12 protein-coding genes are annotated in these 16,044 nt (G+C 69.0%); 4 read left to right on the plus strand and 8 right to left on the minus strand.

All coding sequences use genetic code 11. The annotated features are described in order from the left end of the window. Positions 1-7: 7 nt before the first annotated feature. From WD026_RS07570 to xseB, 6 genes are all read right to left on the minus strand, one after another. On the minus strand, positions 8-1,774 hold the full coding sequence (locus tag WD026_RS07570; protein WP_425723005.1) for a TRAP transporter large permease: 1,767 nt from the start codon (positions 1,772-1,774) through the stop codon (positions 8-10). Between the two features lie 2 nt (positions 1,775-1,776). Continuing rightward, positions 1,777-2,373 (minus strand): TRAP transporter small permease subunit, encoded by a 597-nt coding sequence (locus tag WD026_RS07575; RefSeq protein WP_425723006.1) that lies wholly within the window; start codon positions 2,371-2,373, stop codon positions 1,777-1,779. Between the two features lie 145 nt (positions 2,374-2,518). Then, positions 2,519-3,601, minus strand: a complete 1,083-nt coding sequence (locus tag WD026_RS07580; protein ID WP_425723007.1) for a TRAP transporter substrate-binding protein — start codon at positions 3,599-3,601, stop codon at positions 2,519-2,521. 179 nt (positions 3,602-3,780) lie between these two features. Further along, positions 3,781-5,676, minus strand: coding sequence for a 1-deoxy-D-xylulose-5-phosphate synthase (gene dxs, locus WD026_RS07585; RefSeq protein ID WP_425723008.1), 1,896 nt, complete (start codon positions 5,674-5,676; stop codon positions 3,781-3,783). A 46-nt stretch (positions 5,677-5,722) separates the two neighbouring features. Next, complete coding sequence (locus WD026_RS07590) at positions 5,723-6,634, minus strand: polyprenyl synthetase family protein (RefSeq protein WP_425723009.1); 912 nt, start codon at positions 6,632-6,634, stop codon at positions 5,723-5,725. Beyond that, complete coding sequence (xseB, locus tag WD026_RS07595) at positions 6,631-6,876, minus strand: exodeoxyribonuclease VII small subunit (RefSeq protein ID WP_425723010.1); 246 nt, start codon at positions 6,874-6,876, stop codon at positions 6,631-6,633. Before xseB ends, WD026_RS07590 begins: the two co-directional genes overlap by 4 nt. A gap of 242 nt (positions 6,877-7,118) precedes the next feature. Here xseB and WD026_RS07600 point away from each other — a divergent pair, with 242 nt between their 5' ends. The 4 genes from WD026_RS07600 to WD026_RS07615 are packed head-to-tail and all read left to right on the plus strand — an operon-like array spanning position 7,119 to position 12,297. Beyond that, entirely contained in the window at positions 7,119-8,279 is a 1,161-nt protein-coding gene (locus WD026_RS07600; protein ID WP_425723011.1) for an aromatic ring-hydroxylating oxygenase subunit alpha, read from the plus strand. Between the two features lie 50 nt (positions 8,280-8,329). Next, complete coding sequence (locus WD026_RS07605; RefSeq protein WP_425723219.1) at positions 8,330-9,205, plus strand: DMT family transporter; 876 nt, start codon at positions 8,330-8,332, stop codon at positions 9,203-9,205. A gap of 49 nt (positions 9,206-9,254) precedes the next feature. Continuing rightward, complete coding sequence (locus WD026_RS07610) at positions 9,255-10,106, plus strand: sulfurtransferase (protein ID WP_425723012.1); 852 nt, start codon at positions 9,255-9,257, stop codon at positions 10,104-10,106. Then, entirely contained in the window at positions 10,093-12,297 is a 2,205-nt protein-coding gene (locus WD026_RS07615) for an ATP-binding protein (protein ID WP_425723013.1), read from the plus strand. Before WD026_RS07610 ends, WD026_RS07615 begins: the two co-directional genes overlap by 14 nt. A 15-nt stretch (positions 12,298-12,312) precedes the next feature. Here WD026_RS07615 and WD026_RS07620 read toward each other — a convergent pair whose 3' ends face one another. Together WD026_RS07620 and polA are read right to left on the minus strand one after the other, a co-directional pair. Continuing rightward, positions 12,313-13,209 carry a dienelactone hydrolase family protein gene (locus tag WD026_RS07620; protein WP_425723014.1) on the minus strand — a complete coding sequence of 299 codons (897 nt, stop codon included), beginning with the start codon at positions 13,207-13,209 and terminating at the stop codon, positions 12,313-12,315. Between the two features lie 32 nt (positions 13,210-13,241). Further along, the gene (polA, locus tag WD026_RS07625; protein ID WP_425723015.1) at positions 13,242-16,001 is read right to left on the minus strand and encodes a DNA polymerase I; all 2,760 of its coding nucleotides are present in this window, start codon (positions 15,999-16,001) and stop codon (positions 13,242-13,244) included. Between the last annotated feature and the right edge of the window lie 43 nt (positions 16,002-16,044).

The following is a 16,044-nucleotide window of genomic DNA, read 5'->3' on the forward strand; positions in this document are numbered from 1 at the left end:
GCGTGGCTCACTTCTTCATGCTTTCCAGCAAGGCCTTGGCCGGGTCTTCCTCTTTTTCTTCCTCGGCAGGGGCAGCGCCCTCCTCGCCTTCGGCAGGTTCGTCGGCGGCAGGCGCTTCTTCCTCCAGGCCCGGCATGTTGTTGAGCATGTCGGTCACGGCGGCATCGTCCACCACAGTGGCCTTGGTCATGTGGTCGGTCACCAGACCCGGATAGGCCACCACCACCGCCACCATGATGAGCTGCAGGATGATGAAGGCGATCGAGCCCTTGTAGATCTGCGAGGTGGTCACGGCCGGGATGCGCTGGCCGGTGACCGCATCGGTGTAGTCGCTGCGGGCGGCCACGCTGCGCAGGTAGAACAGCGCGAAGCCGAACGGCGGCGTGAGGAACGAGGTCTGCAGGTTCATGGCCAGGATCACGCCGAACCACACCAGGTCGATGCCCAGCTTGTCGGCCACCGGGGCCAGCAGCGGCACCACGATGAAAGCGATCTCGAAGAAGTCGATGAACATGCCCAGGATGAACACCAGGAAGTTCACCACCAGCAGGAAGCCCAGCTGGCCACCCGGCAGCTTGTCGAACAGGTGTTCGACCCACACATGACCGTCGGCCGCATTGAAGGTGAAGCTGAAGACGGTGGAGCCGATCAGGATGAACATCACGAAGATGGCCAGCTTGGTCGTGTTCTCCATGGCCTGCTTGAGCAGGGCAAACGACAGGCTGCGGCGGGCACCGGCCATGATCAGCGCACCCAGGGCCCCCATGGCGCCACCTTCGGTGGGCGTGGCCACGCCCAGGAAGATGGTGCCCAGCACCAGGAAGATCAGCACCAGCGGCGGGATCAGCACGAAGGTGACCTGCTCGGCCAGGCGCGACAGCAGGCCCAGGCGGAACAGGCGGTTGAGCAGGGCCAGCGCCAGCGCCAGGAAGGAGCCCACGGTGATGGACATGATGACCACCTCGTCACCCGGGGCCGGCATGTCGCGGCCGATCCAGGCGTTGATGATGGACTCGTGCACCTCGGCCCAGGCAAAGCTGGCAGCCGCACAGATGACCAGCAGCACCAGCAGCGAGCGGTGGCCGCTGTCGCCGTTGGGTTCGTTGTAGATGCGGGCCTCGGCCGGCAGGGCGGGCACCCAGGCGGGCTTGACGATGGCCACGGCCGCGATGAACAGCAGGTACACGCCCACCAGCATCAGGCCGGGGATGAGCGCACCGGCGTACATGTCGCCCACCGAGCGGCCGAGCTGGTCGGCCAGCACGATCAGCACCAGCGACGGCGGAATGGCCTGCGCCAGCGTGCCGGACGCGGTGATGGTGCCGGTGGCAATGGTGCGGTTGTAGCCGTAGCGCAGCATGATGGGCAGCGAGATCAGGCCCATCGAGATCACGGCCGCCGCCACCACGCCGGTGGTGGCCGCCAGCAGCGCGCCCACCAGGATCACCGCCACGGCCAGGCCACCACGCACCGGGCCGAACACCTGGCCCACGGTGGACAGCAGGTCCTCGGCCATGCGGCTGCGCTCCAGGATGATGCCCATGAGCGTGAAGAACGGGATGGCCAGCAGGGTGTCGTTCTGCATGATGGCGAACACCCGCTGCGGCATGACCTGGAACAGCGTGGGCTGGAACAGGCCGAGTTCCATGCCGAGGAAGCCGAAGGTCAGGCCGGTGGCGGCCAGTGCGAATGCCACCGGAAAGCCCGAAAGCAGGAACATCAGCAGGCCCGCAAACATGAGCGGGACGAATTGGGCAGTCAGAAATTCAACCATGATCACTGCGCTCCTTGCAGGCGCTTCTGTTCTTCCAGGAGCTCCTGTGCCAGGCGCTCTTCATCGCTGGGGCCGCTGGGGGCCAGCACGTCGGGGCCCCGACCCCGCAGGAAGGCCGCGCGCTTGACCAGTTCGCTGAAACCCTGCAGCAGCAGGATGGCAAAGCCGGCCGGGATCAGCAGGTAGACCGGCCAGCGGATCAGGCCACCGGCGTTGCCCGACATCTCGCCCGAGGTCCAGGCACGCTCGAACAGCGGCCAGCCTTCGGCAATCATGAGCCAGCACAGCGGTGCCAGAAAGAGCAGGATGCCGCCGATGTCCACCCAGTTGCGGGTGCGGGCACTGAAGCGGGAGGAGACGAAGTCGATGCGCACATGGGCATTGACCAGGAAGGCGTAGCCGGCACCCAGCATGAAGACGGCACCGAAGAGGTACCACTGGATCTCGAGCCAGCTGTTGGAACTGGTGCCCAGCACCTTGCGGACGATGGCGTTGCCGGCACTGATGAGTGTGGCGGCCAGCACCAGCCACATGGCGAGTTGGCCGACCAGCCGGTTGAACCGGTCGATCAGCCCTGAAATGCTTAGCAGAAGTGACATGGCGTTTTCCGTAAAAAGCGATAGCCGGGCAGTGTAGCCAGCGTCTGCCCCACCTGACTGTGGATTGGCTGACAGCAGGACGCCAACCGACGGATGACAGCAAAAACCCCGCCGAAGCGGGGTTTTGACGTCAGATCGGCGCAGATCAGGGCAGCTTGGCTGCCTGCATGTAACGGTCGAACTGGGCTTCGGTGAAGCGGAACCACAGGTTCTGTTCCTTGCGGAAGGCCGCGTAGTCGCCGTAGATCTTCTTCCAGTTCGGGTTGGTCTTGCCGAGCTCTTCGTACAGCTCCATGGCTTCCTTGAAGGCGGCATCCATGATGGCCTTGGGGAAGGCCTGCACCTTGGCGCCGGAAGCCACCAGGCGCTTGAGGGCGGCCGGGTTGCGGGCGTCGTAGATGGCCTGCATGGTGGTGTGGGCGTGCGACGCGGCCATCTCGACGATGGCCTTGTTCTCGGGCGACAAGGCATTGAAGGCGGCCTTGTTGATGTAGAAGTCGAGCTGGGCGCCGCCTTCCCAGAAACCCGGGTAGTAGTAGTTCTTGGCAACCTTCTGGAAGCCCAGCTTCTCGTCGTCGTACGGTCCGATCCACTCGGTGGCGTCGATGGTGCCTTTTTCCAGTGCCTGGTAGATCTCGCCACCCGGGATGTTCTGCGGCACCACGCCCATGCGGGAGAGCACCTTGCCGGCGAAACCGCCGACGCGGAACTTCAGGCCCTTGAGATCGGCCACGGTCTTGACTTCCTTGCGGAACCAGCCGCCCATCTGGGCGCCGGTGTTGCCGCCGGGGAAGTTGACGATGTTGTACTGGTTGTAGAACTCGCGGAACAGCTTGAGGCCGTTGCCCTCGTAGTACCAGGAGGTCAGCTGGCGGCTGTTCAGGCCGAAGGGGATGGCGGTGCCGATGGCGAAGGTGTCGTCCTTGCCGAAGTAGTAGTAGGGCGCGGTGTGGCCCGCCTCGACGGTGCCTGCCTGCACGGCATCGACCACGCCGAACGCCGGCACCAGCTCGCCGGGGGCGTGCACCGTCACCTGGAACTTGCCGCCGGTCATTTCACCGACCTTCTTGGCAAACACGTCGGCAGCGCCGTGGATGGTGTCCAGCGCCTTGGGGAAGCTGGAAGTCAGGCGCCAGCGGATGGCGGCCTGGGCATGCACGGCCGGGGCGATGCCGGCGGCCAGCACGCCGGCGATGCCGGTGTGTTTGAGGATGGAACGACGATCCATGGGTGAGATGCTCCGTTGATGTGATGCCCGGCGGCCGGGTGGGCGCGCGTGGGCTGTTGGGGTGAGACGCGGATTCTAGAAAGGGCCGGGCTGGCATCCGCCCGGGTAAACCCTGGACACCACCGTGTCGTTCAGGGTAGTGACAGCTTGTCCCGCCTGGTGGGGACCGATCGGCCGGCTCAGCGGACCACCTTCAGGCCGGCAGCGCCTTCGACCAGGCTGCCGAAGCGCTGCCGGATGGACGCTTCGATGCCGGCGGCATCCAGCCCGACCCCGGCCAGCAGCCTGGCCGGATCGCCGTGCTCGATGAACTCGTCGGGCAGGCCCAGGTGCAGCACCGGCAGGGTGATGCCGTCGGCATTCAGGGCTTCGGCCACGGCGCCACCGGCACCGCCCGGCAGGCAGCCCTCCTCCACCGTGACGATGGCGGCATGGGTGCGGGCGATCTCGCGCAGCAGCTCCACATCCAGCGGCTTGGCCCAGCGCATGTTGGCCACGGTGGCACCCAGCGCCGCGCCGGCATCCAGCGCCGGGTACAGCAGGGTGCCGAAGGCCAGGATGGCGATGCCGCGGCCCTGGCGGCGGATCTCGCCCTTGCCGAACGGCAGGGGTTCCAGATCGGCCCTGGGCGTCACGCCGGCACCGGCGCCGCGCGGGTAGCGCACGGCCACCGGATGGTCCTGCTGGAAGGCGCTGGTGAGCAGCTGGCGGCACTCGGCCTCGTCGGCCGGGCAGGCCAGGCTCATGTTGGGGATGCAGCGGATGTAGGCGATGTCGTAGTTGCCGGCATGGGTGGCGCCGTCGGCGCCCACCAGACCGGCGCGGTCGAGCGCAAACACCACCGGCAGCTTCTGCAGCGCCACGTCGTGGATGAGCTGGTCGTAGCCGCGCTGCAGGAAGGTGGAATAGATGGCCACCACCGGCTTGAGGCCCTCGCAGGCCATGCCGGCCGCAAAGGTGACTGCGTGCTGCTCGGCGATGCCCACGTCGTGGTAGCGGCCGGGGAAGCGGCGCTCGAACTCCACCATGCCCGAGCCTTCGCGCATGGCCGGCGTGATGCCGATCAGGCGCTCGTCGGCCGCGGCCATGTCGCACAGCCACTGGCCGAACACCTGGGTGAAGGTGGGCTTGGGCGGGGTGGTCGGCTTGACCAGACCCACCGAGGGGTCGAACTTGCCGGGGCCGTGGTAGGCAATGGGATCGGCCTCGGCCAGCTTGTAGCCGTGGCCCTTGCGGGTGACCACGTGCAGGAACTGCGGGCCGCTATCGGTGTCCAGCAGGTGGCGGATGTTCTCCAGCGTGGGCACCAGCGAATCGAGGTCGTGGCCGTCGATGGGGCCGATGTAGTTGAAGCCGAACTTCTCGAACAGCGTGGCCGGCACCACCATGCCCTTGGCCTGCTGCTCCAGCCGCTTGGCCAGCTCGAACAGGGGCGGTGCGCCCTTGAGCACCTGCTTGCCCACGTTCTTGGCGGCGGCATAGAACTGGCCGCTCATGAGCTGGGCCAGGTAGCGGTTGAGTGCGCCCACCGGTGGCGAGATCGACATGTCGTTGTCGTTGAGCACCACCAGCAGCCGGCCGTTGGACACGCCGGCGTTGTTGAGCGCCTCGAAGGCCATGCCGGCGGTCATGGCGCCGTCGCCGATGATGGCCACGGCGCGGCGGTCCTCGCCCTTGACCCGGGCCGCCAGCGCCATGCCGAGGGCGGCCGAGATGCTGGTGGACGAGTGCGCGGTGCCGAAGGTGTCGTACTCGCTCTCGTCGCGGCGCGGAAAGCCGCTGATGCCGCCCTGCTGGCGCAGGGTGTGCATGCGGTCGCGCCGGCCGGTGAGGATCTTGTGCGGGTAGGTCTGGTGGCCCACGTCCCACACCAGCCGGTCTTCCGGCGTGTTGAAGACGTAGTGCAGCGCAATGGTGAGCTCCACCGTGCCCAGGTTGGAGCTCAGGTGGCCGCCGGTGCGCGACACGCTGTCCAGCAGGTAGCCGCGCAGTTCCTGCGCCAGCTGCGGCAGCTGCGGGCGCGCCAGGCGGCGCAGGTCGGCCGGGGAATCGATGTGGGTCAGCAGAGAACTCATGATCGGATCGCTCGGTTGACGGTGGTGGGAAGAATGGGGCCGGGCCTCAGGAGGCCCGTCTCCCCACCCAGTCGGCCAGGGCATGCAGGTGGTCGGCCTGCTTCAGGGCACAGCGTTGCAGGGCCTGGTGGGCCCGTTCCAGCACGGCATCGGCATAGGCCTGCGCCGGCGCCAGCCCCATGAGGGACACGAAGGTGGGCTTGTCGGCCGCCGCGTCCTTGCCGGCGGTCTTGCCCAGGGTGGCGGAATCGGCGGTCACGTCCAGGATGTCGTCGACCACCTGGAAGGCCAGGCCGATGCACTCGCCGTATTCGGCCAGATCGGCCTGCTGCTGCGGCGTGGCCTGCGCTGTGGCCGCCCCCATGGTGACGCTGGCCTGCAGCAGGGCACCGGTCTTGCGGCGGTGCATGGCTTCCAGCGCGGGCTGGTCGAGCGCCACACCCACGCTGGCCAGGTCGACCGCCTGGCCACCGGCCATGCCGTCGGCACCGGCGGCCAGCGCCAGCAGACGGCACAGGCGGGCCGACAGTTCGGGCGGCAGGCTGCCGTCGCCCGGCACCAGCAGCTCGAAGGCCAGGGCCTGCAGGGCATCACCGGCCAGCAGGGCCTGGGCCTCGCCGAACTGGACATGCACCGTGGGCTTGCCCCGGCGCAGCACATCGTTGTCCATGCAGGGCATGTCGTCGTGCACCAGGGAGTAGGCGTGGATGAGCTCGACCGCGCAGGCCGCCCGCAGCGCGGCCTCGGCATGGCCACCCAGGGCCTCGGCGGTGGCCAGCACCAGCAGCGGACGCAGGCGCTTGCCGCCATCGAGCACGGCATACCGCATGGCCTCGCCGAGCCGGGCCGGTGCGTCGGCCGGCACCCAGCGCGAGAGCGCCTGCTCGACCACCGCCTGCTGGTGGCTGCGCCAGCCGGCAAAGTCGGCGGCAGGAGAAAGGGGGGTGGGTGCGTTCACGCGCCGTCCCAGGGTTTGAGCTGCTGGCCTTCGAGCACCTGGATCTGGTTCTCCACGGCACCGAGGCGGTCGCGGCAGAAGGCCAGCAGGGCGGCACCGCGCTGGTAGCGCACCAGCAGCTGATCAAGAGGGAGCTGGCCGGCATCCAGCTGGGCCACCAGCTGCTCCAGCTCTTCCAGCGCTGCTTCGTAGGTGGCGGGCAGGTCCGGGGCGGCAGCGGCGGGGGAAGCGGTTCTCGGCATGGACGGTCCGGTGAGCGGGGAATGGCACCGGGGCAGCGGGTGCTGCCGCCGGGGCGGAAGGGCAATTTTAGCGAGCATACCCCCCACAGGACCGGGGGGTACAATCCGCGCTCTTTTTTCTCTGCTGACGGGTGCCAGACACCCGGAGGGACGCACCACTTCACCCACCCCGCGCGAATTCGTCTGACGAGCACAGCGCTTACCTGCCCCTTCATAGGGGGAGTCTTTAGGTCAGGACCACGATGTCTGATTTGAGTCTTCAACTGCAGCAGGCCGCAAGCCAACTACCAGTTCACAGTTACTTCGACGAGGCGCTGTTCCGGCGCGAACTGGAGACGATCTTTCAGCGCGGGCCCCGCTATGTGGGGCACTCCTTGTCGGTGCCCGAAGTGGGCGACTACCACGCTCTGCCGCAGGAGAACGGCGGTCGGGCACTCATGCGCACGCCCTCGGGCATCGAGCTGGTGTCCAACGTCTGCCGGCACCGGCAGGCCGTCATGCTCAAGGGCCGTGGCAACCTCAACCAGACCCAGCCCGGCCATGCCGGCGGCCACATCGTGTGCCCGCTGCACCGCTGGACCTACAGCGGCTCGGCCACGCCGGCCGGCAACGGCCCTGCGGGCCAGCTGCTGGGGGCACCGCACTTCCAGCACGACCCCTGCCTGAACCTGGACAACTACAAGCTGCGCGAGTGGAACGGCCTGCTGTTCGAGGACAACGGCCGCGACATCGCCGCCGACCTGGCCGACCTCGGCCCGCGCCAGGCCCTGAACTTCGAGGGCATGGTGCTCGACCACGTCGAGCTGCACGAGTGCAACTACAACTGGAAGACCTTCATCGAGGTCTATCTGGAGGACTACCATGTCGCGCCCTTCCACCCGGGCCTGGGCAACTTCGTGACCTGCGAGGACCTGCGCTGGGAGTTCCGCCCCGAGTACTCGGTGCAGACGGTGGGCGCCCAGAACCTGATGGGCCAGGCCGGCAGCCCGGTGTACCAGCGCTGGCACGAGCAGCTCATGCAGTACCGCCAGGGACAGCTGCCGGAGCACGGCGCCATCTGGCTGACCTACTACCCGCACATCATGATCGAGTGGTATCCGCATGTGCTGACCGTCTCCACGCTGCACCCGATCAGCCCCACGAAGACGCTCAACATGGTGGAGTTCTATTACCCGGAAGAGATCGCCGCCTTCGAGCGCGACTTCGTCGAAGCCCAGCGGGCGGCCTACATGGAGACCTGCGTGGAGGACGACGAGATCGCCGAGCGCATGGATGCGGGGCGCGCCGCCCTCATGCAGCGCGGCACCAGCGAGGTCGGCCCCTACCAGAGCCCCATGGAAGACGGCATGCAGCACTTCCATGAGTGGTACCGGCGCCAGATGGGATCGGCGGTGCCCGCTTGACCGCCGTGGCCGCCACAGCCCCTGCCGGCGTGGGCCGGCAGGCCCTGTGGATGGTGCTGGCATCCCTCTTCTTCGCCACCATGGGGGTGTGCATCAAGTTCGCCTCCAGCCACTTCAACAGCTTCGAGATCGTCTGTTACCGGGGCGTGGTGGGCGTGGTCTTCCTGGTCGGCCTGGCCCGTGCCCAGGGGGTCTCGCTGGGCACGCGGGTGCCGGCCATGCACCTGTGGCGCAGCATCGTGGGCACCATCTCGCTGACCGCCTGGTTCTACGCCATTGCGGTGCTGCCCCTGGCCACCGCCATGACGCTCAACTACATGAGCAGTGTGTGGATCGCCACCTTCCTGCTGGGCGGGGCCCTGCTGCTGCAGAAGCAGGGCACGGCGGTGCGGGCGCAGGGGCCGCTGTTCATCACCGTGCTGGCCGGGTTTGCCGGCGTGGCCATGCTGCTGCGGCCCACCTTCAGCGGCGATCAGGCCCTGGGCTCCCTGGTGGGCCTGATGTCCGGGCTGTTCGCCGCCCTGGCCTACCTGCAGGTGGCTGCCCTGGCCCGAGCCGGAGAACCCGAGAGCCGCACCGTCTTCTACTTCTCGCTGGGCGCGGTGGTGGTGGGCGCCGTGGGCATGCTGTTCACCGGGGCCAGTGCGTGGCACTGGCCATCGGCCCTGTGGCTGCTGCCCATCGGGGTGCTGGCCGCCCTGGGGCAGCTCTGCATGACGCGGGCCTATTCCAGCGGCGCCACGCTGCTGGTGGCCAACCTGCAGTACGCCGGCATCGTGTTTGCCGCGCTCTACAGCCTGCTCATCTTCGGCGACCAGCTGCCCCTGATCGGCTGGCTCGGCATGACCCTGATCGTGGCCAGCGGCATCACCGCCACCGTGCTGCGCAACCGGGCGGTGCCCCAGGCGCCCGCCGAAGAGCACTGAGACGCCCGGGCTGTCGCACAATTCGCCGATCGGATTTCTGCCCAGCCCCATGTTCACCACCCTGATCTCTGCCCCCGAACTGCAGCAGCTGCAGCACACCCGCGCGGATGTGCGCGTGCTCGACTGCAGCGCCGACCTGATGGACGCCACGGCCGGCCGGCGACTGTTCGAACAGTCGCACATCGCCGGTTCGCTGCACGCCGACCTCGACACCGACCTGAGCGACAAGTCCCACCCGCCGAGCGCCGGGCGCCACCCCCTGCCCTCCCGCGAGACCTTTGCCGCCACGCTGCGCCGGCTGGGCGTCAACAGCGCCACCCAGGTGGTGGTGCTCGACCGCGCCGGCATCATGTTCAGCGGCCGGCTGTGGTGGATGCTCAAGTGGTGCGGCCACGAGGCCGTGGCGGTGCTCGACGGTGGCCTGGCCGCCTGGCAGGCCGCTGGTGGTGCAGTGGACAGCGGCCCGGCACCGGCCGTGCCCGAAGGTGACTTCGCCCTGCGACCCTCGGCCACCACGGTGCTGGAGACGGCCGACGTGCAGGCCCTGCTGGGCCGCCCCGACCGCACCCTGGTCGACGCCCGCGCCGCGGCCCGTTTCCGGGGCGAGACCGAGCCGCTGGACCCGGTGGCGGGCCACATCCCGGGCGCGCTCAACCGGCCGTTCGGGGACAACCTGCTGCCCGACGGCCGCTTCAAGCCGGCCGAAGTGCTGCGCGCCGAATTCGAGCGGCTGCTGGCCGGCCGCAGCGCCGCCGGTGTGGTGCACCAGTGCGGCAGCGGCGTGAGCGCCGTGCCCAATCTGCTGGCCATGGAAATCGCCGGGCTCGGCCGGGCTGCCCTGTACCCGGGCAGCTGGAGCGCCTGGTGCAACACGCCGGGGACGGCCCGTGCCCAAGGCTGAGACCCCGCGCCCGCCGGTGATCGCCCCCGGGGTGGAGGCGCTGGCAGTGCGCAACACCCTGCTCACGCTCACCCTCATGGTGGCGGTGACCGCCAGTTTCGTGATGGTGCTGGAACAGGTGCTGGCCTCCCGCGAGACCCGCGAGACCGTCGTGGCCGCCTTCATCGCCGCCATCAGCGCCGTGGCCCACGTGATGCTGCGCAAGGGGCGCTGGTCCAACGACATGGTGGCGGTGATGATGGTGACCGCCGTGCTGGTGACCGCCCTGCTCTCGGTGCTGTCGTTCGGCTCGGTCCGCACCGCCGTGAACTTCCTGTTCGTGGGGGCCGTGGCCGGGGCCGGTGTGCTGCTGGGGCGGCGGGCGCTGGCGGTGGTGTCGCTGTGCGGCATCATGGCCCTGGGCATCCTCACCGCCGCCGAGATGCGCGGCCTGCTCGGGCCGGTGCCGGATTTCGACGTCGGTCTGCGCACCTGGATCGCCCAGTCGGCCGCCCTGCTGGTGGTGGCCATGCTGGTCACGCACAGCCGGCAGGCCACGCAGCAGGCGCTGGACCGGCAGCTGCAGGAGCTGGAGCGGCGCCGCCAGACCGAAGCCGAGCGCGACCGGCACCTCGACCGCTTCGCCCGCATCTTCCGGCTCAGCCCCAGTCCCATGGTCGCGCAGTCGGCCACCACCGGCATCATCCTGGACGTGAACGCCGCCTTCGAACGCTGCTACGGCTGGCAGCGCGACCAGGTGCTCGGCCACACCGACCACTTCCTGTGGGTCGATCTGCTCGACCGCGAGCGCCATGTGCACCGCCTGTTCAGCGACCGCCGGGTCGATGCCATGCAGTGCCTGGGCAAGAAGAGCGACGGCAGCACCTTCGAGGTGCTGGTGTCGTCGGTGCTGGGCGACAACCCGGACGACACGCTGATCATCAGCACCGTGACCGACATCAGCGCCGAGCTGCGCCACCGCCAGCAGCTCACCGACGTGGCACGGGGAGTGGCCGCCGCCACCGGCGAAGCCTTCTTCCATGCACTGACCGAACAGCTCGGGCGCGTGGTGCAGGCCGACTCGGTGGTGGTCTGCGAGCGCCAGCCCGACGGCAGCATGCAGACCCTGGCGGTGTGGCGCGATGGTCGTCATGCCGACAACTTCCGCTTCGAGCTGCCCGACACACCGTGCGCCGACACGATGCTGCAGACCGGCCTGGTGGTCTACCCCGAAGCCGTGACCCGCACCTATCCGCGCGCCCGCGGCCTGGTGGCCGGCCACTACGAGGCCTACGCCGGACAGGCCCTGCGCGACGGCGACAGCCAGCCTGTGGGCGTGCTGTTCGTGCTGTGGCGCCAGCCCGCCACCCTGACCGACGACGTGCGCGCCCTGCTGTCCATCTTCGTGAGCCGGGCCGAGGCCGAACTGCAGCGCCTGCAGCGCGACCGCGACATCGAACGCCTGCAGGCCACGCTGGAACAGCGGGTGCGCGACCGCACCGCCGAACTGGAGCGGCTCAACGCCGAGCTGGACGCGTTCGCGTATTCGGTGTCGCACGACCTCAAGGCGCCGCTGCGCTCCATCGACGGCTTCACCCAGCTGCTCATCGAACAGGCCGGCGACCGGCTGGAGGCGGACGACCACGATCTGCTCCACCGCGTGGTGGGCTCGACCCAGCGCATGGGTGCCATCATCAACGACCTGCTGGCGCTGGCCCGGGTCAGCCAGGGCATGCTGCAGCGCGATCCGCTGGACCTGAGCGAGCTGGCCCGCCATGTGGCGTCGGAGGAGCTGCGCAAGTACCCCGACCGGCAGGTGACCATCGACATCGAGCCCGACATGCAGGTGTCGTGCGATGCCCGTCTGGTGCGGGTGGCGCTGGAAAACCTGATCGGCAATGCGCTGAAGTACACCCGCAACCGCAGCGACGCGGTCATCCACATCGGCCGGCTGCCGCCCACCGACGGGGCCGACCGCACGCGCTTCTTCATCCGCGACAACGGCGCCGGCTTCGACATGGCCCACGCCGGGCTGCTGTTCAAGCCGTTCCAGCGGCTGCACCGTCCCAGCGAGTTCGAGGGCACCGGCATCGGGCTGGCCACGGTGCGGCGCGTGGTGGAGCGCCACGGCGGCACCATCGAGGGCCAGGGCGTGCGCGGCGAAGGCGCCGAGTTCCGCTTCGACCTCGGCCCCGACCCGGTTCAGGGCTGAACGCCCCGGGGCCCGTCAGGCTGCGCCGTGCTGGCGGAACCAGGCCAGCGCACGGTTCCAGCCATCCTGCGCCGGCTCGGCGCGGAAGGTGGGGCGGTAGTCGGCATGGAAGGCGTGCGGCGCGTCCGGGTACACCACGAAGCCCGACTGCCGCGCGGCCGGGCTGCCGGCGGCCAGGGCCTTCTTCATGGCCTCCACCGTGTCCAGCGGAATGCCGGTGTCGGCCGCGCCGTACAGGCCCAGCACCGGTGCCTTGAGCGACGCGGCCACATCCACAGGATGGCGAGGGTTGAGTGCACTGGTGGGGCCGACCAGCCGGCCGTACCAGGCCACGGCCGCCTTCACCTGCGGGTTGTGAGCGGCGTACAGCCAGGTCTGGCGACCGCCCCAGCAGAAACCGGTGACGGCCAGCCTGGACACATCGCCCCCGTTGGCAGCGGCCCAGCGCACGCTGGCGTCCAGATCGCCCATCACCTGAGCGTCCGGCACCTGGCTGATCACCTCGGCGATCAGCCTGGCCATCTCGCCGTACGACTGCGGGTCGCCCTGGCGGATGAACAGCTCCGGCGCGATGGCGAGGTACCCGGCGCGGGCGAAACGCCGCGCCGTGTCGGCGATGTACTCGTGCACGCCGAAGATCTCCGACAGCACCAGCACCACCGGCAGCCCGGTGCGCCCGGCCGGTGCGGCGCGGTAGGCCGGCATGGAGAAGCCGGCCACGTCGATCATGACCTCGCCCACCGTCAGACCATCGGCCGGCGTGCGGATGGCCGTCTGCGCCATGAGCGGTGCAGCGGCTGCGGCATAGCCCACGCCCAGCGCGGCCTTGAGCGCGGTGCGGCGGGTGGTGCCTTCGGCGCCGGACTGGCCGGGCAGGAGGGCGGCGAGATCGTGTGTGTACGTGTCGTGCATGTGTGGTCTCCCTATCGTTGATGCGGTCGGCTTCAGTGCGCCTGGTCCCAGTTGGGGCCCACGCCCACCTCGGCCAGCAGCGGCACCTTGAGCGCGGCCACGCCGGCCATGAGGCGGGGCACTTCGGTGCGCAGCCAGTCCACCTCGGCCTCGGGCACTTCGAACACCAGTTCGTCGTGCACCTGCATGATCATCTTCGTGCCCCGGCCCTGCTCGTCCAGGGCCTTCTGCACGGCCACCATGCTGAGCTTGATCAGGTCGGCCGCCGTGCCCTGCATGGGCGCGTTGATGGCAGCGCGCTCGGCGCCGCTGCGGCGCGGGCCGTTGGGGCTGTTGATCTCGGGCAGGTAGAGCCGGCGGCCGAACACCGTTTCCACATAGCCCTGGGCCTTGGCCTGGGCGCGCGTGTCCTCCATGTACTGGCGCACGCCGGCAAAGCGCTCGAAGTAGCGCTGGATGTAGTTCTTGGCAGCGGTGTTGTCGATGCCCAGGGCCTTGGCCAGGCCGAAGGCGCTCATGCCGTAGATCAGGCCGAAGTTGATGACCTTGGCATAGCGCCGCTGCTCGCTGCTGACCTCGCCCACCGCCACGCCGAACACCTCGGCCGCCGTGGCGCGGTGCACGTCCAGGCCTTCGTGGAAGGCGCGCAGCAGGGCCTCGTCGCCGCTGATGTGGGCCATGATGCGCAGCTCGATCTGCGAATAGTCGGCACTGGCGATCACGTGGCCGGCCGGGGCCACGAAGGCCTCGCGCACACGCCGGCCTTCGGGCGTGCGGATGGGGATGTTCTGCAGGTTGGGGTCGTTGCTGGACAGGCGCCCGGTCACCGCCACCGCCTGGGCGTAGTGGGTGTGCACCCGGCCGGTGCGGGGCAGCGCCATCTGGGCCAGCTTGTCGGTGTAGGTGCCCTTGAGCTTGGACAGGCTGCGGTGCTCCAGGATCTTGGCGGGCAGCGGATAGTCCTCGGCCAGCTTTTCCAGCACTTCCTCGTCGGTGCTGCGGGCGCCGGTGGCGGTCTTCTTGATGACCGGCAGGCCCAGCTTGTCGAAGAAGATCTCGCCCAGCTGCTTGGGACTGCCCAGGTTGAAGGGCTGGCCCGCGATCTCGTAGGCCTCCTGCTCCAGCGCCACGATGCGCTGGCCCAGTTCGTGGCTCTGCGCGGCGAGCGTCGGCGCGTCGATCAGCACGCCGTTGCGCTCGATGCGGAACAGCGCCTCGCTGCTGGCGATCTCCAGTTCGTAAATGAAGCGCAGGCGCTCGTCGGCCTGCAGGCGGGGCCAGAGCGCGCGGTGCACGTCCAGCGTCTGGTCGCTGTCCTCGCACGAGTATTCGGCGGCCTTGGCGACGTCCACCTGGGCGAACGGGATCTGGTGCGCGCCCTTGCCGCACAGGGCCTCGTAGCTGATGCCCTTGCGGCCCAGGTGGCGCTCGGCCAGGCTCTCCAGGCCATGCGGCTTGTGCACTTCGAGCACATAGCTCTGCAACATGGTGTCGTGCACATAGCCGCGCACCTCGATGCCGTGGTTGGCGAACACATGGCGGTCGTACTTGACGTGCTGGCCCAGCTTGTGGCGCCTGGGGTCTTCCAGCCAGGGCTTGAGGCGCTGCAGCACTTCGTCCAGCGGCAGCTGCTCGGGGGCGTCCGGGCCTTCGTGGGCCAGCGGCACATAGGCCGCCTCGCCCGGCTCCACGCTGAACGAAAGGCCCACGATGGTGGCGCGCATTTCGTCCAGCGACGTGGTCTCGGTGTCCAGCGCCACCAGCTCGGCCGACTGCAGGCGGGCCAGCCAGGCGTCCAGGGCCTCCCAGGTGAGGATGGTCTCGTAGCGCAGCTCGCGCGCCGGGGCCGGCGGGGCCACGGGTTCGTCGAACAGGCCGGGCTCGGCCGTCGGTGCAGCCGCCGCCAGCTTCTCGCCGGTGCGGGCGGCCAGGCCCTTGAAGCCATAGCGTTCGTAAAAGTCCTTCAGGGCGGCGGTGTCGGGCTGGCCGACGCGGATGGACTCCAGCGAGGGCAGGCCGGGCACGTAGCCATTGAGGTCGCAGTCGGTCTTGATGGTCAGCAGCTGGCGGCCGGTGGGCAGCCAGTCGAGTGCCTTGCGCAGGTTCTCGCCGGCCACGCCCTTGATCTCGCCGGCCCGCGCCACCAGGGCATCGAGCGAGCCGTATTCGTTGAGCCATTTGGCCGCCGTCTTGGGACCGACCTTCTCCACGCCGGGCACGTTGTCCACCGCGTCGCCCACCAGGGTCTGGAAGTCGATCATCAGGCGGGCCGGCACGCCGAACTCGGCCTGCACCCCGGCCAGATCGCGCTTCTTGCCGTTCATGGTGTCGATGATGCTGATGCGTTCGTCCACCAGCTGGGCCAGGTCCTTGTCGCCGCTGCTGATGACCACGTTGAGGCCTTGCTGCGAGGCGGTCACCGCCAGGGTGCCGATGACGTCGTCGGCCTCCACGCCCGGCACGTCCAGCACGGTGAATCCCAGCAGGCGCACCACCTCGTGGATGGGAGGAATCTGGGCCCGCAGGTCGTCCGGCATGGGGCTGCGGTGGCCCTTGTAGTCGGGGTAAATCTCGTCGCGGAAGGTGGGGCCGGAGGCGTCGAACACGCAGGCCACATAGGCGGCGGGCACCTCTTTCTGCAGGCTCTGCATCATGTTGACCATGCCGCGGATGGCCCCGGTGGCCGGGCTGGACGGGTCGCCCGGCACGGCCCGCAGGTCGGGCATGGCATGGAAGGCGCGGTAGAGGTAGCTGGAGCCGTCGATCAGCAGCAGGGTGGCGTTTTCAGACATCCGTGCATTGTGGGCCAACTCGCCCGGGCGCCGGCGCAGAAAG

The organism is Hydrogenophaga sp. R2 (genome assembly GCF_049843595.1).
Taxonomy (GTDB): domain Bacteria; phylum Pseudomonadota; class Gammaproteobacteria; order Burkholderiales; family Burkholderiaceae_C; genus Hydrogenophaga.

Bases quoted from the DNA above. Each gene is read 5' to 3' on its own strand.
- WD026_RS07570 (WP_425723005.1), bottom strand. From the start codon at position 1,774: ATGGTTGAATTTCTGACTGCCCAATTCGTCCCGCTCATGTTTGCGGGC.
- WD026_RS07575 (WP_425723006.1), bottom strand. From the start codon at position 2,373: ATGTCACTTCTGCTAAGCATTTCAGGGCTGATCGACCGGTTCAACCGG.
- WD026_RS07580 (WP_425723007.1), bottom strand. From the start codon at position 3,601: ATGGATCGTCGTTCCATCCTCAAACACACCGGCATCGCCGGCGTGCTG.
- dxs (WP_425723008.1), bottom strand. From the start codon at position 5,676: ATGAGTTCTCTGCTGACCCACATCGATTCCCCGGCCGACCTGCGCCGC.
- xseB (WP_425723010.1), bottom strand. From the start codon at position 6,876: ATGCCGAGAACCGCTTCCCCCGCCGCTGCCGCCCCGGACCTGCCCGCC.
- WD026_RS07600 (WP_425723011.1), top strand. From the start codon at position 7,119: ATGTCTGATTTGAGTCTTCAACTGCAGCAGGCCGCAAGCCAACTACCA.
- WD026_RS07605 (WP_425723219.1), top strand. From the start codon at position 8,330: ATGGTGCTGGCATCCCTCTTCTTCGCCACCATGGGGGTGTGCATCAAG.
- WD026_RS07610 (WP_425723012.1), top strand. From the start codon at position 9,255: ATGTTCACCACCCTGATCTCTGCCCCCGAACTGCAGCAGCTGCAGCAC.
- WD026_RS07620 (WP_425723014.1), bottom strand. From the start codon at position 13,209: ATGCACGACACGTACACACACGATCTCGCCGCCCTCCTGCCCGGCCAG.
- polA (WP_425723015.1), bottom strand. From the start codon at position 16,001: ATGTCTGAAAACGCCACCCTGCTGCTGATCGACGGCTCCAGCTACCTC.